The sequence below is a fragment of the Paenibacillus gyeongsangnamensis genome, from assembly GCF_027533625.1.
In the GTDB taxonomy this organism is placed as follows: domain Bacteria; phylum Bacillota; class Bacilli; order Paenibacillales; family NBRC-103111; genus Paenibacillus_G; species Paenibacillus_G gyeongsangnamensis.
This window is the reverse complement of the sequence record NZ_JAQAGZ010000004.1, coordinates 22,900-44,885: the sequence shown is the minus strand read 5'-3', so window position 1 is coordinate 44,885 and position 21,986 is coordinate 22,900. Positions and strand designations below refer to the sequence as shown.

At 44.0% G+C, this 21,986-nt stretch carries 17 protein-coding genes; 16 read left to right on the top strand and 1 reads right to left on the bottom strand.

Going from position 1 to position 21,986, the window contains the following annotated elements; all coding sequences use genetic code 11:
* The 11 genes from nagA (O9H85_RS06935) to O9H85_RS06885 all read left to right on the top strand — a co-directional run bounded on the left by nagA (O9H85_RS06935) (position 1) and on the right by O9H85_RS06885 (position 13,867).
* Entirely contained in the window at positions 1-1,155 is a 1,155-nt protein-coding gene (gene nagA, locus O9H85_RS06935) for an N-acetylglucosamine-6-phosphate deacetylase (RefSeq protein WP_269880583.1), read from the top strand.
* A complete protein-coding gene (locus O9H85_RS06930) occupies positions 1,145-1,588 on the top strand; it encodes a hypothetical protein (RefSeq protein ID WP_269880582.1) in 444 nt (147 codons plus the stop codon). Before nagA (O9H85_RS06935) ends, O9H85_RS06930 begins: the two co-directional genes overlap by 11 nt.
* A gap of 90 nt (positions 1,589-1,678) precedes the next feature.
* Positions 1,679-2,419 carry a glucosamine-6-phosphate deaminase gene (locus tag O9H85_RS06925; protein ID WP_269880581.1) on the top strand — a complete coding sequence of 247 codons (741 nt, stop codon included), beginning with the start codon at positions 1,679-1,681 and terminating at the stop codon, positions 2,417-2,419.
* Between the two features lie 10 nt (positions 2,420-2,429).
* Positions 2,430-3,581, top strand: coding sequence for an N-acetylglucosamine-6-phosphate deacetylase (nagA, locus tag O9H85_RS06920; RefSeq protein ID WP_269880580.1), 1,152 nt, complete (start codon positions 2,430-2,432; stop codon positions 3,579-3,581).
* 273 nt (positions 3,582-3,854) lie between these two features.
* Positions 3,855-4,760 (top strand): acetamidase/formamidase family protein, encoded by a 906-nt coding sequence (locus O9H85_RS06915; protein ID WP_269880579.1) that lies wholly within the window; start codon positions 3,855-3,857, stop codon positions 4,758-4,760.
* A 125-nt stretch (positions 4,761-4,885) separates the two neighbouring features.
* Positions 4,886-6,301: an MFS transporter gene (locus O9H85_RS06910; protein WP_269880578.1), complete on the top strand. Its 1,416-nt coding sequence runs from the start codon at positions 4,886-4,888 to the stop codon at positions 6,299-6,301.
* Between the two features lie 644 nt (positions 6,302-6,945).
* A complete protein-coding gene (locus tag O9H85_RS06905) occupies positions 6,946-8,604 on the top strand; it encodes an extracellular solute-binding protein (protein ID WP_269880577.1) in 1,659 nt (552 codons plus the stop codon).
* A gap of 37 nt (positions 8,605-8,641) precedes the next feature.
* The gene (locus O9H85_RS06900) at positions 8,642-9,634 is read left to right on the top strand and encodes an ABC transporter permease (protein WP_269880576.1); all 993 of its coding nucleotides are present in this window, start codon (positions 8,642-8,644) and stop codon (positions 9,632-9,634) included.
* 13 nt (positions 9,635-9,647) lie between these two features.
* Positions 9,648-10,532 carry a carbohydrate ABC transporter permease gene (locus O9H85_RS06895; protein ID WP_269880575.1) on the top strand — a complete coding sequence of 295 codons (885 nt, stop codon included), beginning with the start codon at positions 9,648-9,650 and terminating at the stop codon, positions 10,530-10,532.
* A 62-nt stretch (positions 10,533-10,594) separates the two neighbouring features.
* Positions 10,595-12,586: an alpha/beta hydrolase family protein gene (locus O9H85_RS06890; RefSeq protein WP_269880574.1), complete on the top strand. Its 1,992-nt coding sequence runs from the start codon at positions 10,595-10,597 to the stop codon at positions 12,584-12,586.
* Positions 12,587-12,631: 45 nt separating this feature from the next.
* On the top strand, positions 12,632-13,867 hold the full coding sequence (locus tag O9H85_RS06885) for a Gfo/Idh/MocA family protein (RefSeq protein ID WP_269880573.1): 1,236 nt from the start codon (positions 12,632-12,634) through the stop codon (positions 13,865-13,867).
* 517 nt (positions 13,868-14,384) lie between these two features.
* On the opposite strand, the gene O9H85_RS06880 is transcribed toward O9H85_RS06885, so the two are convergent.
* Positions 14,385-15,083, bottom strand: a complete 699-nt coding sequence (locus tag O9H85_RS06880) for a YoaK family protein (RefSeq protein ID WP_269880572.1) — start codon at positions 15,081-15,083, stop codon at positions 14,385-14,387.
* A 195-nt stretch (positions 15,084-15,278) separates the two neighbouring features.
* Between O9H85_RS06880 and O9H85_RS06875 the strand changes: the two genes are divergently transcribed.
* From O9H85_RS06875 to O9H85_RS06855, 5 genes are all read left to right on the top strand, one after another.
* Positions 15,279-16,184 carry an NAD-dependent epimerase/dehydratase family protein gene (locus O9H85_RS06875; RefSeq protein WP_269880571.1) on the top strand — a complete coding sequence of 302 codons (906 nt, stop codon included), beginning with the start codon at positions 15,279-15,281 and terminating at the stop codon, positions 16,182-16,184.
* A 247-nt stretch (positions 16,185-16,431) separates the two neighbouring features.
* Positions 16,432-17,571, top strand: coding sequence for an ABC transporter substrate-binding protein (locus O9H85_RS06870; RefSeq protein ID WP_269880570.1), 1,140 nt, complete (start codon positions 16,432-16,434; stop codon positions 17,569-17,571).
* Positions 17,498-19,372, top strand: a complete 1,875-nt coding sequence (locus O9H85_RS06865; protein ID WP_269880569.1) for an ABC transporter permease — start codon at positions 17,498-17,500, stop codon at positions 19,370-19,372. The genes O9H85_RS06870 and O9H85_RS06865 overlap by 74 nt, the downstream gene beginning before the upstream one ends.
* A gap of 3 nt (positions 19,373-19,375) precedes the next feature.
* Positions 19,376-20,380: an ABC transporter ATP-binding protein gene (locus O9H85_RS06860; protein WP_269880567.1), complete on the top strand. Its 1,005-nt coding sequence runs from the start codon at positions 19,376-19,378 to the stop codon at positions 20,378-20,380.
* 226 nt (positions 20,381-20,606) lie between these two features.
* The gene (locus O9H85_RS06855) at positions 20,607-21,560 is read left to right on the top strand and encodes an aldo/keto reductase (RefSeq protein WP_269880566.1); all 954 of its coding nucleotides are present in this window, start codon (positions 20,607-20,609) and stop codon (positions 21,558-21,560) included.
* The last annotated feature ends 426 nt before the right edge of the window (positions 21,561-21,986 follow it).

Sequence of the window (21,986 nt, the reverse complement as noted above, 5' to 3'; positions counted from 1 at the left end):
GTGAGCGATACATGGATCGGTAAACATTGGCTTTCTGGAAAGACGGTCGGCGTTACAGCAGAGAACGGTACGATCGTTTCCGTAAGGGAGTTAGATCAGGCTTCAGAGCATTGGATTGCTCCCGGCTTGATCGACGTACAGCTAAACGGTATCGGAGGCTATGATTTAAATACTCCGGACATTACGGTAGACACGGTTAAACAAATTGTGAAGGTGCTGAACAAAGGGGGTGTTACGCGATTTTGTCCAACCGTAGTTACGGGGACGAAGGAAAGAATGCTTCATTGTATACGGACCATTGCGGAAGCCTGTCAAGCCGATGCTGCGGTAGACCATGCGGTTATTGGCATACATGTGGAAGGACCGTTCATATCTCCGGACGACGGACCGCGCGGGGCTCATAATTTGAACTGGGTAAGAGATCCGGATTGGAACGAATTTGAAGAGTGGAATAAAGCCAGTGGAGGGCGTATCTGCAAAGTGACATTGGCGCCGGAAAAAAACGGGGCTATTCCGTTCATTGAAAAGCTGTGTGAACTGGGAGTAGTCGCTTCCATAGGGCACTGCAATGCTTCGGAGGAGCAAATTCAGGAGGCGGTTCGAGCCGGCGCTACCATGAGTACGCATTTGGGTAATGGAGCCCATCCATATATAAAGCGGCATCCCAATTATATCTGGGCTCAGCTTGCCGACGATCGTTTATGGGCGGGGCTCATTGCAGACGGCTTTCATTTGCCTGCTTCCACACTGAAAGTAATGATTCGCGCGAAAGGGAAAAAAGCGATTTTGACCAGCGATGCCGTTAATTTGGCAGGAATGCCACCCGGTCGTTACAAGACTCACATTAACGACGATGTGATCTTGGAGGAGAACGGATTTCTTCATTTGGCCAGCACTCGGGATATTTTGGCGGGATCCGCCACGCCGCTGCATATAGGTGTGCAAAATATGGAGAAGTTCGGCATTTGCTCGCTTGGCGAAGCAATCAATATGGCGTCTTTGCACCCGGCGGAGCTTTTCGGCTTGGCGGACATGGGCATTGGTAATCTAGCGGAAGGCTCTCCGGCCGATCTCATCATCTATGAACATAAGGAACCAGGATCTTGGACGATTTCAAAGACCGTGGCGGAAGGTGAGACCGTATATGAGCAATGAATTGATTCTGAAAAACTTGACGGCGGAGTCTTTTAAGCCGTACGGCGATATTATTGCGTTTGACGAAAACTTGCAGGATCGCTTTCAGGTGATTGTGAATGAACCGCAAACGGAAGGTTGGCGTATCGCGATCTCGCGTTTGACTAGAGGTAAAATCAATAAGCTGGGATTGCATCCGAACACCCGCGAATCGTTCGAGCCGCTAAAAGGAATCAGCGTTATGCTTGTTGCCCGGGAAGAAACACCGCAGCAGCTTGAATTGTTCTTACTGGATCGGCCGGTTTGTATTCATCGTAACATTTGGCATGCGACGGCGGCCTTGTCAGCTGAAGCTTATCTCAAAATTACGGAAAACAGTTTTGTCCAAAGTAGGGAATATGAATTGAAAGTGTCATTGGATATCGGAATGTTTATATCCGATTCCTCAATATGACTTTCAGCTGCTTATTAGCTATCGAGAAATCGATTACTGTCCTGCATTACGCATTGTAACTAATTAAAAAATAAAGGAGTAGGTATCTACATGAAAGTGAACGTTTTGGAAACGGCCCAAGACTTGGGAAAAATGGCGGCATCTCTCACAGCTGAAAGCATTAAAGATTTATTGACCAAACAGGAAAAGGTCAGACTGGTCCTGTCTACAGGAGCTTCACAATTTGAAACATTAGAAGCTCTTGTGAAAATGGATGTGGATTGGAGCAAAGTGGAAATGTTCCACTTGGACGAATATGTAAACCTTTCGGAAGAGCATCCGGCAAGCTTTAGAAAATATTTGAAAGAACGTTTTGTTAATTTAGTACCTATTCAAATGGTTCATTTTGTTAATGGGGAAGGAGATATACAAAGCAATATTAAAGCATTGACGGAGGAAATCAGAAAAGAACCTATCGATCTGGCTTTGATCGGGATCGGGGAAAACGGGCATATTGCTTTTAATGATCCTCCGGCAGATTTCGATACAAAAGAAGCTTATATTGTCGTTGATTTGGATGAGAACTGTAAGAAGCAGCAAGTGGGGGAAGGTTGGTTTTCGACAATCGAAGATGTTCCGAAACAAGCGATTACGATGACTGTGCATCAAATTATGCAAAGCAATGTCATCATTTCATGCGTCCCGCACAAAGTGAAAGCTAATGCCATACGCAATTTATTCGAAAATGAGGTCACCAATCATATTCCGTCAACCATATTAAAAACACATCCAAATTTCAATCTTTTCCTGGATAAACAATCATCATCTGAAGTCGATAAACAGTTCGTTTAGGGGCATGAATATGGATCAGGTGTTTACGGCAAAACACTGGAAAACCGGCCAAGTGGTGGATATCACCGTTACTAAAGGTCAAATTGTCTCCGTAACACAGTCGGATAAGCCGGCGAATTTGTGGATCGCTCCCGGATTGATCGACGTGCAATTGAATGGGATCGGGGGATTTAATTTAAATACTTCCGATTTAACGGTTGAAGACGTACAACAGATTGTTAAGCTGATGCAGCAAGGCGGTGTAACCCGGTTTTGTCCGACCGTTGTAACCGGTCCGAAGGAGAGAATGCTGCATTGCATACGTATTATTGCGGAAGCTTGCAATGCTGATTCGTCAGTGAATCATGCTGTCATCGGTATTCACGTGGAAGGCCCTTTTATATCCGACGAAGACGGGCCGCGGGGCGCTCATAACAAAATGTGGGTGCGGAATCCGAGCGAAGATGAATTAATGGAATGGCTTGGCGCTGCGGGCGGAAAAATTTGCAAAGTCACTCTGGCCCCCGAAAAGCCAGGAGCCCTTGATTTTATCCGTCTGTTAAGGCAGAACGGCATAGTGGCCGCAATCGGGCACTGCAATGCATCGGAAGAGCAGATTCGTTTGGCCGTGGAAGCCGGCGCAACTATGAGCACGCATTTGGGCAACGGCGCTCATCCCTATATAAAACGTCACCCTAATTATATTTGGGCGCAGCTCGCGGACGATCGTCTATGGGCAGGATTAATTTCGGACGGACACCACCTTCCTGCGTCTACATTGAAGGTCATGCTTCGCGCCAAAGGTCCAAAGGCCATACTAATTAGCGACGCCAATCATCTGGCGGGACTTCCCCCAGGTCGCTACACTACACACCACGCCGATGTGATCTTAGAGCCTAACGGTTTATTGCATCTGGCGCATACGCCTGACATCTTGGCAGGGTCCGCAACACCGCTGCATCGGGGTATTCAGTTCGTAGCAAGTTCGGGAATCTGCCCCTTGGAAGACGCGATACAAATGGCTACGCTGCATCCTGCCGGGCTGTTCGGCTTAGACCAAAAAGGTGTAGGAACTTTGGATGCCGGTTCCCCCGCTGACTTCATTTTGTATGATTGGGGAGAAGACAAGGTATTCCATATTGTTCAAACGGTTTCGAACGGAACTGTCGTCTATTCAGCTTAAGGTTGAGGCCCGGGAATCCCGGGCTTCATTTCGTTTATAGCGGTAAATTTTTGGAGTTTTTGAAATTTCGAAGATTCGTTTCACCGTAACTTACTTTATTTTACTAAACTAACGATAAATGTGGTATCTATATATAAAAAAAGTAACTACTTTCCATCATTATGTACGAAAAGTATAATTTAGCACAAGCACCCTCTCACTATGGAGGCGGAAGCTGTAAATTAACATAGGATATAAACAAATTGTGAATGAAACGAATTAAGGAGGCGGCCAATGGCGGTTCATCATTTTATACCGGAAATATATTACAACACTATCGGCTCACATGAAGCAGTTCTTACAATAAAGGACGGCGATACCGTGGTGACGACGACTGTTGATGCCGGAGGAATGGATTCCAGCGGTCAAGCGGTAGCCGAGCGGGGCAATCCGATGACCGGACCTTTTTATATCGAAGGAGCCGAACCGGGAGATGTGTTAGTCGTTTATTTGGACCACATGAATCCAAATCGAAACTGGGGCTGGACGTCCAATGTAATTGCCCCCAACGTGCTTGACCCGGAATTCATATCTCAATTGCCGGATAAAGAAACAATCCGTTGGAATGTTGACCTTAAGCAAGGCATTGCCCAGCTTGCCGAGCCTACTCCGGCTCTCTCCAATCTAAAGGTGCCGTTGGCTCCATTTATGGGCTGTTTCGGTGTAGCTCCTCCGAAATACCAGGCCATTTCCACCGCAACCTCCGGGGAATATGGCGGCAATATGGATTACCGCGGATTTGTCGCCGGAGTAACGGCTTATTTCCCCGTATTTACAAAAGGTGCGCTGCTGCATGTCGGCGACGGCCATGCCGTACAGGGAGATGGAGAAATTGTCGGAACAGGGATTGAAATTTCATTGGACATTCGCTTTACGGTTAAATTGATCAAGGGAAAAAGAATGTATTGGCCGCGCGGGGAATCGGATAGCCATATATTTACTGTAGGTAATGCGCGTCCGCTGGATCAAGCTGTTCAGCATGCGACTACCGAAATGATGCGGTGGTTAAAAGATGATTACGGTTTAAGTGTAATTGAAGCGAGCAGCTTGCTCGGACAATGCGTAGAATATGATTTGGGCAATATATTCGATCCGGCTTATACAATGGTGTGCAAGTTGAAGAAAGAATTTTTACCTTAAACAGAGTAGATTAGAGCCCCTTGCAATAGGGGCTTTTCTACTAATACAAGACAGCTTCGGGGCGGCTGCTTATTGTTTTTGCGCAGGCAGAAACAATAGATCTTTTGCGAGAGGAATTGTAAACGATGATATATGGAAATACTGCGAAAAAATGGTCCATTCTTCACATTATTAACATGGGTACGCTGATGTCGACATTAGATGTTGGAATTGTTAATGTATCCCTTCCAACTATAGCAGGACAGTTTTCCAGTTCCCTGGCACAAGTTCAGTGGATAACGACAACTTATTTATTAACGATGGTGGCTCTTCTGCCAATTATAGGAAAACTGTCGGATATCTGGGATCGGCGGAAAATCTACAGCTATGGCTTCCTTGTGTTCAGTATAGGCTCTCTTTGTATCACTTTGTCACAAGGGATGGTCGGCATTCTGTTTTCGAGGTGTATTCAGGGAGTTGGGGCGACCATGATAATGGCCAACAGCCAGGCCATGGTCCGACAGGTGTTCCCTGATCATGAAAGAGGGCGCGCACTCGGAATAAACGCTATGGTTATTTCGCTGGGAACGTTGTCAGGCCCGGCCATTGGCGGGCTTCTCCTGGAGTTCGTTAGTTGGCCATGGTTGTTTTTGATCAATGTGCCAATAGGCTTGGCAGCATTCCTGCTTGGTCGTAGCTGGTTTCCCAGCTCAATGAACAGGGGCTCGAATATAAAGCTCGATATCGCTGGTTCCAGCCTGCTTGCTTCGGCTGCTTGCTTGCTAATGTTTGCGGCGGAGGTTAGCAGACGGGAAGGCGGTTTTACGCCGGCAATTCTGATGGCGGGCTTGTCAATCGCTCTGTTCGTAGTCCTTTGGCTGTACCAGCGAAGAATAGCGCATGGCATCTTGGACCGAGAGTTGTTTCGTCATCGCAAAATTTTGCTCGGCAATATTAGTTCTTTTTTAATCAACATGGCACAGGCGGCCTCAATGATTCCGATTATTTTCTATCTTCAGAATGAATTGGGTTTATCCACCTCAGTAACCGGTGGACTCTTGATCCTGAATCCGCTTCTTATGGGGATGGTCTCTCCCTTCGCAGGCTGGTTCCGAGACAAGTATGGAGGATTTTTTCCGATTACGTTGGGAGCACTCTTCTGCGCTGTATCGATGCTGTTTGTCGCCTTCTTTCATCAAATATCAGCTTTCGCTATAATCCTTCATCTGTCATTTTTCGGGATCGGCATGGGGCTGTTCCATGCAACGAATAATGCTGAAATTATGAGCTCCGCACCGGAATCGACAATTAGTTTGGCCGGCAGTCTGCTGGCGTTGATACGCTACCTTGGGCAAATGTCCGGAATTGGGCTTGCTACTGTGCTGGTTGGCTCTATGGGGCTGCATAATGAAATCGGGACGGTGATGAATATTAATATGAGGTTTTTATTCTTAATTTGTTTTTTATGTTGTTTTGGTGTGTCCTTGATCGGATGGTTTCGCCGAAAACAAATACTTATGAGGGATAAGAAAACGAATACGGTGAATTTTCCGATAAAGTGATGATGGCGGTTGTGTGAGAAGCCAATTTAATTATCAGAAAATTCGTAATATATCTTGACAAGCCAATTATTTTTGATAAGATATATATAAATTGGCAACTTTAATAACACATACGTAACACACACTATATTTATATGTTATTAAAAATAACATATTATGTTACAATTCGACAAAGAAGAATCGATTATACTTCATCCTAGAGCAGCTCCTTAACTTCTCCTTTCAACTCAGTAATAAATACCCTCACTCCAAGAAATACTCATACCAACTACGCTAGGTTTATGGCAATGACCAAAATCATCCTTTTTTTCGGCTTGAAAGAAAACGATTACTTTTCCAGTAGAAACAATTTTTATCTCTTTTCTAAGGTAAAGTATGAAATGTGAGTAATATCATTTTATTTCGGTTTAAGAGAAATCGATTACTATCTTAGTCTTACTGGATAAATCGAAATCGTTTATTCGGATGTTATGGCTAAGGCCAATAACATAAATGAGAAAGGAGTTGATCAGCTTAAATGGTATAACTTTTGAAATTAAAGGAATAGCAATATCGAAAAGCGGAGAGTGAAATGTTTAGACTAATTTGCTAACAAAAGATTGAATGCGTTACCTAGTTTAAAAAATTTGGGAGGAAAACAAATTATGAAAAAGAATAAGCAACCTTTCAATAAGAAATACATACTATCTTTTGTTAGTTGTTTGACCGTTTGTTCATCGACATTGATAGGCTGCGACAATACCGAAACCGCAACGGCGCCGTCTAACTCATCGACAGCGCAGGCTCAAGATTATTCGTTGCCTATAGTTAGCGACGGTTCCGTAACGTTAACTGTCGCGACAAACGACAACTATTACACGCCCAAAAGTTACGCTCAAAATCTTCCGGTATGGCAGGAAATCGAAAAAAAGACCGGCGTCAAGATCAAGTGGGAAGTCGCGCCATCCTCCCAATATACGAATACGATAAATGTAAGAATGGCAGCTGCTCAAGGGCTGCCCGATCTCATTAGGCTTCCTAACGATCCGGTAAAACCAGCATCTGACGGACTGATCATCCCAATGGATGATTTGATAGCCAAATATGCTCCGAACATCAGGAAATATTTCAGTGAAAATCCTGCCATAAAAAAAATGATGCAGGCACCGGACGGCAAAATATACGCTCTGTCGTCCGATGTTTCAGGGACAACTTCTACGGACCCGTTCGGTTTAATCATTAATCAGACTTGGCTGGACAAATTGGGATTGAAAGAGCCGCAGACGCTCGACGATTGGTACACTGTGTTAAAGGCATTCAAGGAAAAGGATCCGAACGGTAACGGCAAGCAGGATGAGATCCCAATCTCGACAAGATTTCAAGTCACGAACGGAAGCTCTATCAGCGGATTGTTCTTGTTCGGCAGCGCAATGGGACTGCATTTAAATTACAGTGACGGATTCTATCCGGACAAAAACGGCAAAATCCAGTATGAATGGATCGACCCGAGAGCCAAAGAATTGGTAGTATGGCTGAACAAACTGTATAAAGAAGGCCTGATCGATCCCCAGTTTATGATGAAGACGGATGACGATATTATTTCCGGCATTTCCCGCAATGTTATTGGCGTGACGAATCATTTCCTCAATAATGCGAATCGCTTCACGAACGCACAAAAGCAAGCCGGTATACAAAATGCGAATTGGCAGATGACACTTCCTCCGTCGGGTCCGGGTACGAAAGGCTTTTATGAGAAGTATGGACCTCTTAGCGGTTGGCTCGCGATCTCCAAGGATTGCAAGAATCCCGAAGTAGCAATAAAATGGCTTGATTATATTTACGCAAGTGAAGAAGGGAATAGGTACGTTTCTTTCGGAATTGAAGGCCAAAGCTACAAGATGGTGGACGGTGAGCCTCAATTCACCGAATGGACATCTAAAAACCCCGACGGTTTGGATGTGAATGACGCGTTGCGATCGATCGGCGCGATGCCTGTAACCGTATGGATCCGCAGTGAAAAGGGACCTTGGTCCAGACAGACTAAAGCTGTTTTGAATTTACTGCCGGACGCCGTCAAACAGGCTGAAAAACTCAAGGATTCCGGTGTCGACGCGATTCCGCTCGGATTAACGAGCGTGGAAGAGGTTGAGGCGACCACAGCGATCAATGCCGATATTCAAACGTATAAAGCCGAAACGCTGACGAAGTTTATTACAGGTCAGGCGCCGATCGATTGGGAGAAGTATGTATCCACGATGAAATCAATGGGAATCAATAAACTCATTGAGGTCAAGCAAAAGCAGTACGATCGGGTTATGAAATAGATGAAAAAAATTACATTATCATCGAGGGGGTGACGTCATGAATAATGGTGTAGAGCTTGAGGCCAACGGTGGCATTAAGCTGAATAACGGCTCTACCAAGGAAGAGAAAAAGAAGCCGGGCGTTCTCGCCCGAACGGTAAAAAATTTCAAAAGGGATAAATATTTGCTGTTGATTATCCTGCCGGTGATCGTATATTTCGCCATATTTAATTACTTTCCCATGTATGGTGTCTTAATCGCGTTCAAAAAATTTCAACCGCTGAAAGGGATATTAGGCAGTCCGTGGGTCGGGTTCATGTACTTCGAACAATTTTTCAAATCGATCTACTTTGGAAGATTGATGAGGAACACGATCTTACTTAGCTTATACTCCCTCCTGTGGGGGTTCCCTGTTCCCATCATCTTCGCGCTTCTCCTGAATGAGCTTAGAGAACGTTTTTTCAAAAAGCTGGTGCAGACGGTAAGTTATCTTCCTCACTTTATTTCGATCGTCGTTGTTTCGGGTATGATTATCAACTTTACTTCTCCAACCGACGGTATTATCAATATCATTCTTAAAAATTTCGGCTTCGAATCCATCAATTTCATGAGTGAGCCCGGCTATTTCCGGACGATCTACATTTCGTCGGGCATCTGGCAGGAGTTCGGCTGGGGCTCCATCATTTACCTGGCCGCCATTGCCGGCATTGATCCGCAGCTTTATGAGGCCGCCGAGATAGACGGAGCGAGCAGATGGAGTAAAATGATGCATATTACTTTGCCGTGCCTCATGCCAACCATCATCATTCTGTTGATTCTTCAGGTCGGACATCTGATGGAAGTGGGCTTTGAAAAGGTGCTGCTGCTGTACAATCCGTCAACGTATGAAACCGCTGATGTGATTGCAACTTTTGTATACAAAAGAGGGATAATCAATTCGGAATATAGCTTCTCAGCGGCGATAGGGCTATTTAATAACATAATCAACCTTACGCTGCTTATTACTGTTAACTATATCAGCAGAAAGCTATCGAAAACGTCGTTATGGTGAAAAGAGGGGATGAATGGTGACAGTCATAAAAAAAACGGCAGGCGATAAAATCTCGGATCTTTTCATTATCGTAAGCATGTGGTTTGTCATAATTATTACCGTCTATCCCTTTTTGTTCGTGTTCAGTATGTCGATCAGCGACCCGAAATATGTACTCGATCAGTCTGTTTGGCTGTTTCCAAAAGGCTTCTCCGTAGAGTCTTACAAACGGGTATTTGAGAATCCGGACATTTGGTCGGCGTATTATAATACGATATTTTATACGGTTATCGGCACGATACTGAATGTCGCATTGACTATTTTCGGAGCGTATCCTTTATCCAGGCGGAGCTTTTTTGCAAGGAAACAATTGATGATCTTTATCGTGTTTACGATGTTTTTCAGCGGTGGTTTAATTCCTTTGTTTATCTTAATTAAGGATTTAGGCTTGTACAACACCAGGTGGGCGATGATTATCCCAGGGGCTGTAAGCGCCTTTCTGCTTATCGTCGCGCGCACGTTTTTCCAAAGCATTCCTGAAAGTTTAGATGAATCGGCCAAAATGGACGGCGCCAATGACATCACGATTATGTTCCGAATAATAATGCCGCTATCGAAGCCGATCATTGCGGTACTAGCCCTGTTTTACGCCGTCGGGCATTGGAACAGCTATTTCTCCGCCATGATTTATTTGCCTGATGCCAAGCTGCAGCCTTTGCAATTATACCTGGTAAAGATTCTTATCCAGAATCAAGATAAATTGAGCGAAGGCTTAACGGACGAGTTCAACAGGGCCTTGTTTACACTGCAGTTGAAATATTCCATTATTATCGTTGCCATTCTGCCAATCTTATTGATTTATCCGTTTTTGCAAAAATATTTTGCCAAAGGCGTTATGGTCGGTTCTTTGAAGGAATAGAACAATACGAAGGTCAGGTAATAATCAAAAGTTTTTGGGTATAAAAAAGGAGGAATGGGAAGATGAAGATCCAGCAGTTAGAAAACTATCGTATAACGATCTACGATGTGAAGGATCAATTAAAACGCTTTATTTACGACCGTTCCAAGCAAGCTTTTTCGGAAGGCGACAAAACGCGCGACTCAATTCAAAGCAAGGAGGAGCTGGAAGCCCGTCAAGCTATGATTCGTAAAAAATTCATCGAAAGTATAGGAGGGCTGCCTTCCAGTAATACACCGCTCAATGCAGTTGTCAAGGGAGTCGTACATTGCAGAGGCTTTAAGATTGAAAAGGTCATATTCGAGTCCCGTCCCGATACATTTGTAACGACTAATTTATATATACCGGATGGAATTTCAGAACCCCGCGGGGCGGTTCTGTTCCTTTGCGGCCACCATGAGCTAGCGAAGCATCATCCGGAATATCAGGCGGTGTGCCAGTATTTGGTGAATGCGGGTTTGGTCGTTCTGGCCATGGATCCGATTGGACAGGGTGAACGGCTGAGTTATTATGAACGTTCCATTCAAGCTCCTACTGTGAGAGCGTGTACTGTCGAACACGAATATGCCGGGAATCAGTGCTGGCCGCTCGGTGACGGAATTGCGCGCTACTTTGTTCACGATGCGATGAGGGCTATTGATTATCTCTGCACCATACCCGAGGTGGATCCCTTGAAAATCGGAGTAACCGGTAATTCGGGCGGCGGGACACAAACTTCTCTTGTGATCTTATGCGATCCCCGCATAGCAGCCGCAGTGCCAGCCACTTTTATAATGAGCCGGGAGACGTACATGTACGCGGGAGGCGCCCAGGATGCGGAACAAATTTGGCCGGGGTTTTCCTCTAATGGTTTTGATCATGAAGATATTCTGCTCTCGATGGTGCCTCGTCCCGTGAGAGTGCTGTCCGTAACCTACGATTTCTTTCCGCTAGAGGGAGCACGGAGAACAGTTGATAGGACGAGACGGTTCTGGGATATGTATGGTAAGAGCGATTTCATTGATCTCTTAGAAGACGATTATACACATTGTTATACTAGGCCACTGGCGAAAGCGGCGGCAGATTTTTTTTCCAAACATTTGCTTGGCAGCCCGGTTTCCCCTTCGGATGATCAGATTCAACCCATGGACCCTTCCCTGTTATGGTGTACCGAATCCGGCCAAATTCGCGGAGATTATGAGCATTCCCAGACAGTATACGATGAAAACATGGATCGACTTATGCAAATTGAAATGATGCGCACCTCAATACCAGAATCGGAGAGAAAACAGAAGGCCATAGTCTGGCTCCGGGAAAAAGTGTTCTATTCCCGTAAGCCATGCGAGCTCAATCCGCGGCATTATATGCTGAAAGGGCAGTTCAATGAATTGACCTTTTATAACACCTTATGGTGGTCCCAGGAAGGCGTTTTTAACTACGGACTGATTTTCAGAGATGTTCATTTCCACGGTGAAGAATTACCTTTAACCATTGCTGTCTGGGACGGAGGGACGACACAGCTTAAAACGCATCTGCAATGGATTCGCGAGACTTGCCGTTCCGGCAGGGCTGTTATGGTCTTGGATGTGTCGGGGGTTGGAGCGCTTCTTCCGTATTCGCTCAGTAACAATGATCCGCTCGATTTTTATGAGATCGTCCAAAAATTGTCGGATGACCTGATCTGGCTGAATGACAGCATAGCGGCGATGCGTACTTACGACGTCCTCCGTTCTCTGGATTTGGTTGAACGGTTGGACCATATCATCAAAGAAGATATAGAAATGTACGCATACGGCCGCCAAGGAGTTTATGCACAGATGGCAGCAGCTCTGGACGAACGAATTACAAACATTGAAGTGGTCAACGGTATGGGCAGCTATAAGAATTGGATAACCGCCCGTCATTACGACGATCAAGACATTATGAGCCTTATCGTACCGGGTATGCTGAAGCACTTCGATTTGCCCGACCTGGACGGAAAGGCCGTTGAAGGAAGATCCTTCGTGCAAGCAACCATGCAAAGCTTAGAATCATAATTGGACGTTTCAAGATAAATAATAAATCATGAGGAGCGAAAAATGATGAAAACATACGCAATTGTTGGAGCAGGAAACAGATGTACTTCCATGTTTGCATTGCCTATTACCAAGGATTTCACAGACGTTGCCCAAATTGTTGGCGTATACGATCCAAATTACAAACGGGCTCAATTGCTGCAGCAAAAATGCGGAGGGAATTTTCCGGTCTATTCAAGCTTTGAAGAAATGATTAACGATGCCAAGCCGGACATCGTTATAGTTACAACGATAGACCGCTATCATCACGAGTATATCATTAAAGCACTCGAGATGGGGTGCGACGCAATAACTGAAAAACCGATGACAATTGATGAAGAGAAGTGTAATGCGATACTGGAGGCGGAACGCAGAACCGGGCGAAAAGTGACGGTAACTTTCAACATGCGGTACCGACCTTTTACCGCTCGCTTGAAGGAGCTTCTGCAACAAAGGACGATAGGGGATATCTTAAGCGTGCATTTCGAATGGTTCCTGGATACGAATCACGGTGCGGATTACTTTAGAAGATGGCACCGCAAAAAAGAAAATTCCGGGGGGCTGCTCATTCACAAATCAACCCACCATTTCGATTTCATTAACTGGCTTCTGGAAGAAGAGCCTGTCGAGGTTTCCGCCTTTGGAACGCTTCGGTTTTACGGACCTACCCGTGAGCAAAGAGGGACACGCTGTCTGACATGCAATTATAAAAGTTCATGTGAGTTTTATTTTGATATATCTAAGGAATCAACCCGGGAAATGTATATGGAATGTGAAGACGTAGATGCATACTACCGAGATCAATGCGTATTCTCCGAAGAGATCGATATCGAGGATTCCGTGAGCTTGAATGTACGATATTCCGGCGGCGCCCTCATGAGTTATTCACTAACGGCTCATTCCCCTTACGAAGGATTTAAACTAGCAATAAACGGCAGCGATGGCAGAATAGAAGCTGAAACCTTTCATGGTGCAGTAGGTCCCTTTGCGGGAGAAGATATCAACCGCTTAAGGCTTTATAACCGTGAACAGGAAGAAATTACCTTTAAAGTGCCTGTGATCGGTGGAGCACACGGAGGCGGTGATGAAAGATTATTAAAGATGCTCTTCCGGGGCAATATATCGGATCCGCTTCATCAACAGGCGAAATCCTGGGATGGTGCGATGTCCAATGCGATCGGCTTTGCTGCGAACAAATCCATGAAAGAAGGAAGATCCATTCTTATTAAGGATTTGGTAAGAAGTCCTGTTGTAACCGGCTAGAACCCCTTTTAGCTCTCCCGCCTTACCCAGGGTTCATACCTGCTCAGGAGTTGTACCATGAGTTTTATATGGCGAAGATGTGATGGGAAGGGCTGAGGCCCTTCCCGTTTTAGCACTGTTACAATAGTCTTATCTGGATCTCGAAAATCATTTTGCTAAAATAAGGGAAAGGTCTCGGGTTAAGCAGTTAACTTCAAGTAATTTAGTATAAATTTATTCACTCCTTCTCATTGCAGAAATAACCATCTATAATTGAAAATGGAGTTGATCGAAATTTTTTGCCAGACTTGGCATGCAGGTTTGTGATTTCTGGGAGGATTTGGAGGAACATCCTAAGCTGTATTACACGATGAGATACGAAAGCATGGAACAGGTTTTTATGAAACGAGCGGATTATTTTAAAGGATAGGGAGGAAATAGCAAGCGGAATAATGGTAACGGCATAGCTGTAGCATAGATGTTAAACAATTAAAACAAACTGCACGTGGAGTCAATAAACTAGAATTTCTTTCAAGGGTCAACCCTTTTTTGGACGGAAGTATAGTAACACCGTTAGAATGATAATCGCAATAATGGAAACGGGAACCCATATAATTGCGAAAGGGTATCGGTTTTCCGCAACCGCACCAACTATTGCACCAAAGCAATAAATAATAACCGCAGAGATACGCAGAATAGACTCCATGGAAAGCCGATTGCCGAGAGTTTTTGATCTGGATAACAAACTGAAGCTAGCAATGATATCTTCGATTACGTTTGCTAAATTATTTGTAAGGACGGTAGTGGATATACCTGCAATACTAAGACGTCTCGCAGCCGTGGTTTGCATTCCCATCGCAAAACTTAATAGGGAAATAAGAAAATATGTTGTATTTTCATTCATCCCAGGGTTGGCTATGCAACCATAAGCAAAAAGAGTCAAACCTTCAATGCATAAAGCAATCGTCACTGTTGTCGGCCAAAAAGCCTTTTCCTTATTTCTTCCAACGATCACGGCGGCGATAGCAGTGCCTATAGTAAAACCAGTTAAAGCTATCGCCGAGCGAAGGACAGCTAATCCTTCAGAGTGACCGATTGCTAGGCCGAGCAATACAATGTTTCCGGTCATATTGGCCGTGAATACGTGGCCTAGACCAAGGTATCCAATCACATCGACGATACCAGATGTCATACAAAGTAAAAGTAACAATATATTTCGACAATTGGTTGGCGACAAAATATGCAGCTCCTTTTTCGCTAATAAAGTCAAGAAATTCAACATGAATTATAGAATATTCGACAGATTTTTTCAATTACAAGTTCGAAAAAATATTTGTTTGTGCGAATCTGCCGCCACCAGACGGCAACAAAACAGCCGAGCGTACAAAAGAAATTTAATGATAACATTAAAACACATATAGGGGTGAAAGAGATGGGGAAGCGAGCGTTAGTCATCGGAGGATCGGGTTTTCTGGGAGCCTCCATTGTAAAAAAATTGTATAGTGAAGGCTGGGAAGTGTTTTCGATTGGCCGCCGTCAACAAAACCCGACGGACTGCACAAAATATTTCCAAGTTGACCGAACGGTACCCGGTACTCTCAAAAAAATATCTAGTGATTATCGCTTTCAACTCGTAGTGGATTGCGCGAGCTACAATGGACAAGATACAGTTGAAGCAGTTGACGCTTTTGCAGGCAACATCGAGCATTATGTTTTCATTAGTACAGATTATGTGTATGCTTTTGATCCGCAAGCTACTTTTCCAGTTCGCGAAGATGCCCTGAAGCAATCGGAAACTGCCTATGCGGAGGGGAAGCTTCAGTGCGAGACAGTCCTCATGAATGCATGGAATGAAAGAAAATTTCCTGTTACCATACTTCGCCCTCCGCATATTCTGGGTGAAGGTAAAGGGCTTGGGGCTGATGTTTCTCAAGGGAGAGATCCGAACTTATTGAACAATATCAGGGAAGGTAAGGGTTTAACCTTGATTGCTGAAGGGCAACTATTGATTCAACCGGTTTGGAACAAGGAGATTGCTGAATGCATTAGCCATATTGCTCGGATGGATTCGAGTTATGGGCAGATTTTTAATTGCACGGGATCTCAATGTATTACAATGGTTCGCTATTATGAAATCATTGCGGATTTCTTAGGTGTAAGCTTGAAATACGATTCCATTGATATAAATGATTTTCGAGTTAAGAATCCGGATAAGGCAAATTATGTTCGTCATCGAATATATGATTTGAGTCAATTGGCTAAATTGACGAATTTCTATCCGCAATATCGAGTGGAAGATGCCATCTATGAAACAGCGGAATGGATGGCATCCCGTTAAAATAAGGGAGTTTGTATATGATAGATCTTTGGAGGAGCTGACATGGCAGCTCCTTTTTTGCGTTCTTTCATTTATTTTTCACTTCTGCATCTCGATGTGTCCAGTTGTAAAGAAAGGTAATAGTGAGATCAAATAACCTTTACAATAACTTATAACAGTGGTTATATTGTAACTATTGTTATAAAGTAACCATTGTTATATTATCTAAATGTACTAGAAAAAATTACTCTTTAGGAGGAGAAATTGTTTGAGAAAAAAATATTTTGCAGTAGTTAGTTCACTATTATGTATCACTGCATTACTAGCAGCTTGTGGAACTGCGAAAACTTCCACTTCGAGCGCATCTACAAATTCCGCTCCAGCACCTGCAGCAAGCTCGTCCACTTCGAATACCGCAAGCTCGTCTGCTCCATCCGCATCTTCAACGACAACAACCGACAAAGAACTCGTAGTCTATTCTGCAATGGGGTTCGATAAAGACGTAACGGATGCTTTTCAAAAGAAAACCGGAATTACGGTCAAACTTGCAGATTCCGGTACAGGACCGCTCTTAGCTAAAGTGCAAGCCGAAAAACCAAATCCGCAGTGGGATATCGTATGGTTTGACGGAAACTCCAGCATGCAAGGACTCAACGATCAAGGCATGCTTTTGAAAAACTACTCTCCTGCTAACATGGCCAACTATACGGATCTGGGGAAAGGCTTGGAGCCGAGCGATCACTCCTATCATCCTGTAACGGTTACAACTTCCGGCGCGCTTGCTTATAACACAACGCTGCTGCAAGATTCGGAAGCTCCAAAGGATTGGCCGGATTTGTTAAAGCCTCAATATAAAGGCGCAGTAGCCATGAATAATCCAAGCATCTCCGGGCCGACCTATACGACGGTATTAAACTGGGTTAAAATTCAGAATGGAGTTCCCCAGGGCGAGGATTTCGTAAGCAAAATGAAAGCCAATGGCATGATCGTTTTCGATTCCAACGGACCGACGCTGCAAAACCTTATCAAAGGAACAGTTAAAATTGCGGTCGCGCAAGACTCGGCTATCATTACCGCAATGCAAGACCCAAACAACCATCTTAAAATCATTTACCCTACATCCGGCGTTGCAACGTTAAGCAGCAACATTGCGATTAATGCGAAAGCACCTCATATGGACGCCGCTAAACAATTTGTCGAGTATGTTCTGTCTCCAGAGGCCATCAAGGTTGCTCAAGCTTCCAAAAATGGCGGCGACGCTACATTTGAGTCCATAATTCAAGGGGCGCCGTCGAAACCGGGTTTGCGGCCTGACGGCATCAAGTGGAATACGATTGACCCGATCTTCGGCGCTCAGCACGAGAACGAAATTAAAACATGGTTTACCCAAAACATTGTACAAAAATAAGTTAAGTAAAGCCCAGATACAGAAGTTTATGCTCATATGGCCTAGTATACTCGTGCTGCTAGGCCTTGTTGCTTATCCATTGGGAACCGTTCTGCTGCAAAGTTTGTTACCCAAACTGATGGATCAGGGCTTTACGCAATTCTCCTTACAATCTTTCAGTGTTATCTTTAATGACAATTACACGTACAGATCGATTATTTATGCACTCGTTTTGGGCGGCGGTACAGCTGTTTTAGCATCGATTATCGGAACTTTTCTTGCCGTGTTGGTCTATCGAAATAAGATTCACGGGGAAAGATTCGTTGCTTTATTCATTTGGCTCGTTTTCTTTACTCCATCCTATCTGATCGCTGAGGGATGGGTACTGATGATGCAGCGCAAAGGGCTTTTAAGCGAGCTGCTGGGAATACCGGACGGCGGACTAGACTGGTTTTTTTCACTTGCAGGGCTCATCGCGGCGATGGCTTTTCGTCTATTCCCCGTTATTTATTTTTCGGTATTAGCGGGGCTGCGCGGGTTAGGTCCTGAATATGAAGAAGCCGCAAGAACACTCGGAGCCAGATCGTTCCTGGTTTGGATAAAAATCAATTTGCCCCTTTTGTTTCCATCCATATTGGCCGGAGCTACATTAGCTTTTGCCGAGTCCGTCAGCGATTTTGGATTTGCAGCTGCCCTCGTTCCGCAGGCTCATATTCCTTTGCTTTCATATTCCATCTATACGGCTCTAAATCAATCGCCGCCTAATTTTTCTCAGGTAGGCGTGCTATCAATTATCTTAATTGGAGTGATCGGCCTCGCGATATGGAGCCAGAAATGGATCTTGGGAAAAGGGTCGTACAGTACTATAAAAAATCAAATTCGGCCTTACCGGTTAACGCACCGAAAGCCGATTATACTTTCAATTATCGCTTATTTATTTTTGAGTATCGCATTATTTGTACCTTTGAGCGGCGAGATCATCAGCTCGCTCATGAAAAATACAAATAGTGGATTTATCGCTTCAAACTTTACGCTTCAGAATTATATAAATGCAATACAGATTGGCAGTGAGTCCTATCAAGCCGTTAAAAGATCCTTGTTGCTTTCAATGGGGACAGCAGTGATTGTGTCAATACTCGGCGTCGGATTGGCATTTGTGATTCAAAGAGGTCAAGGATACAGCACCAGGATTCTGTATGTGCTTACGATGTCTACGATTGCGATTCCAGGCATCGTACTGGCAGCCGGATATGTGTTTGCTTGGAACGCGCCTTATTTAGTTCCTATGCATTTGAATCTTTACGGAACACTATTTTGCGTATTCCTGGCTTATATTGCGGGTTCTTTGCCTTATTCCATACGTTTGCAAATAGGAGCCATCACCCAGCTCAGTCCTTCCTTACTCAGTTCCGGACAAGTCCATGGAGCGGGCATTTACACTTTGTTCCGTAAAATATTAATTCCTTTGGTTTCGGGAACTGTTGTCGCGACTTTGTTTCTTACTTTTAGTCACCTGATGTTTGAACTGCCGGTATCCGAACTCCTGCATCCGCCCGCTGAACAGCTTCTGCCTGTTGAAATTTCTCATTTCTATAACGAATTAATGGTGGAAAAAGGCTCCTCTCTCACTGTATTAGGGATTGTTTTAGTTTTAATTGTTTATGGCGTCGGGCAATTATTGATTTACGTTATACAGAAGATCAAACAAATGAATTCCAAACGACTGGTTCAAGATGTAGTGTCTATCAAGCTTCAATCCGAAGTTCAGATGTCTGTTCCAACGAGAGCGATTCAACAGGATATAGAAAGGCAGGTTACTTAAAACATGAGTCTCCAGATTAAATCCGTCTGTAAAAAATTTGGGGAAAAGCAGGTTTTGACCGGAATTAACATTTCTATGGAAAAAGGCACATTCTTAGCGTTGCTAGGTCCATCTGGCTGCGGGAAAACAACCTTATTGCAAGCCATTGCAGGTTTGACCTCGATCGACGGCGGTAAGATCATCATTGACGGTACGGTCGTATCGGAAGAAGGAAGGGAAGTGCCCGCGGAGAAACGGAATATTGGAATGGTTTTTCAAGATTTCGCCTTATGGCCGCATATGAATGTATTCGAGAATGTAGCATTCGGCCTTACGCTTCGCGGAATCAGGGGAAACGAATTAAAATATCGTGTCGTGGAAACTCTTGCTATTTTTCATATGGAAGACTATGTTTCAAGATACCCGCATGAATTATCCGGAGGGCAAAAACAAAGAATCGCAATGGCTCGTGCCATTGCGCCTAAACCGCAATTAATTTTAATGGATGAACCGTTATCAAGTTTGGATGCGGGCCTTCGTGATGAGATGAGGTATGAACTGGTTCGAATCTTTAAGCAGCTAAATATGACGGTCGTTTATGTCACTCATGACCAGATGGAAGCCATGAGCATGGCGGATCAGATCGTCATTTTAAAAAATGGCAGATGCGAACAGATCGGAGTCCCTGAGTCCCTTTACTATGAGCCCGTATCCGAATATGTAGCAAGATTCATGGGCTCCGCGAATATTCTTCGTAAGAAAGGAGAATTCACTCGGAGTTTTATTCGGCCGGACGATGTTCAATTGATTGATTCCGACAATGCTGTGTACTTTATCTCTAACCAAAATCAGATAATTACAGGAAAAATACTGCAATGTTCCTTTCAAGGTCACAAATATCGGTATTTTGTAGATGTTTCCGATTTTGAAAATCCAATTGAAGTTACTTATCCGGAAAAAATATCGATTGGCGAGCAGGTCAGATTATTCCTTCCTCCCAATAAATGCCGCCAATTGCAGTCAGTTTAATACCATTTGCCTCCGATAACATTCACGTTTTTTCGTCGGTCATCCTTTCGTTCGAAATGCTGCCCATCATTAAGCGATACTTACCTTTAGTAAAGTTTATAATTATTTATTCAGTAATTTTGTTTTGTGGCAAATCTGGTATGATGATATCGAAAGGAAGAAAGAATTATCGACCGCTATCAAAGCAATCGTATTAAAAATTAAAAAAGGAAGGATGAAAACAATTATGGAATACGTTAAACTTGGCAAATCGGGATTGAAGGTTTCCAGTATTAGTTTAGGATGTTGGAACTTTGGAAGTCCGAATCCGCGCTGGGGGAAACCAGGCAAAGTAAACGCCGAAGATTCGATTCGGGTCATTCATGCGGCAATAGATATGGGTATCAATTTGTTCGACAATGCTAACCGGTACACGGGCGGAGAAGCCGAGGAAATACTTGGTGAAGCGATCAAGGGTCGTCGGCACGAGATTGTAATTGCCACCAAAGTCCACGGAGAAGTGGGTACTGGACCGAACGATAAAGGACAATCTCGTTTGCATATTATCAGAGAAGTGGAAAACAGCCTGCGCAGACTCGGCACAGATTATATCGATCTGTATCAAGCGCATGGCGTGGATTGGGACACCCCTCTCGAGGAATCACTGCGCGCTTATGACGATTTAATCAGACAGGGAAAAGTCAGGTATATAGGATGTTCCAATTTTCCGGCATGGGTCCTAGCAAAATCGTTATGGATCAGTGATGTCAATAAAATTGCCAGCTATGTATCAGTTCAGCCGAATTATAGTCTGGCCAATCGCGTCATAGAAAAAGAATTGCAGCCGCTTTGCGTAGATCAAGGGATCGGCATGATTTTATACAGTCCAATGGGTGGGGGCATTCTCTCCGGCAAATATGAAGAATTGATTCCGGAAGGCAGCCGTGGATATGACGAGCCGGCGGTGGCTGAAAGGGCGAGGAAATTTCAAAACGGTGTTAAGCAGCTGAAAGCGATTGCGAATGAACTTGGGAAAACTCCCGCACAGGTTAGCTTGAATTGGATCATTAACCGTCCCGCAGTATCTTCGGCGATCATGGGGGTAAGCAATATTGATCAGCTTAAAGAAAACATTGGAGCGGTTGGCTGGAAACTTTCCGAAGAGCATATGCAACAATTGGACGAAGCATTCCCTGTATAAAAGCCATGAACCTGAAGCATTAGAGTTCAGCAACCCCTACTTAATGAGGCTAAAATGAAAAATAAGTCATCATCTCAGATTGTTGGTGAAGCCCCTATTTCGGGGCTTTTTCTATTTGTAAAGAATAAAGAATCTATAATAGTACAGTCAATGTGATTGATATTGATCATTTTAAAGGAAATATATTGATTAAATTTACTCAATATTTATTTGTATTTGATACGAATTTAACAGTTTTTAGGTAGGATTGAAGACAGATACGATTTGATGACTTATATTGCATTGCATATCCAAAACAAAAAATGGGAGGAAGTAAATTGAAAGTTAATTTTAAAAAGAGTTGCTCAGTCTTTATTGCGGCATCGTTATTGTTAACGGCATGCAGCAGTAAATCCGACGTTCAGAATGCAAGTTCAACTTCCAATG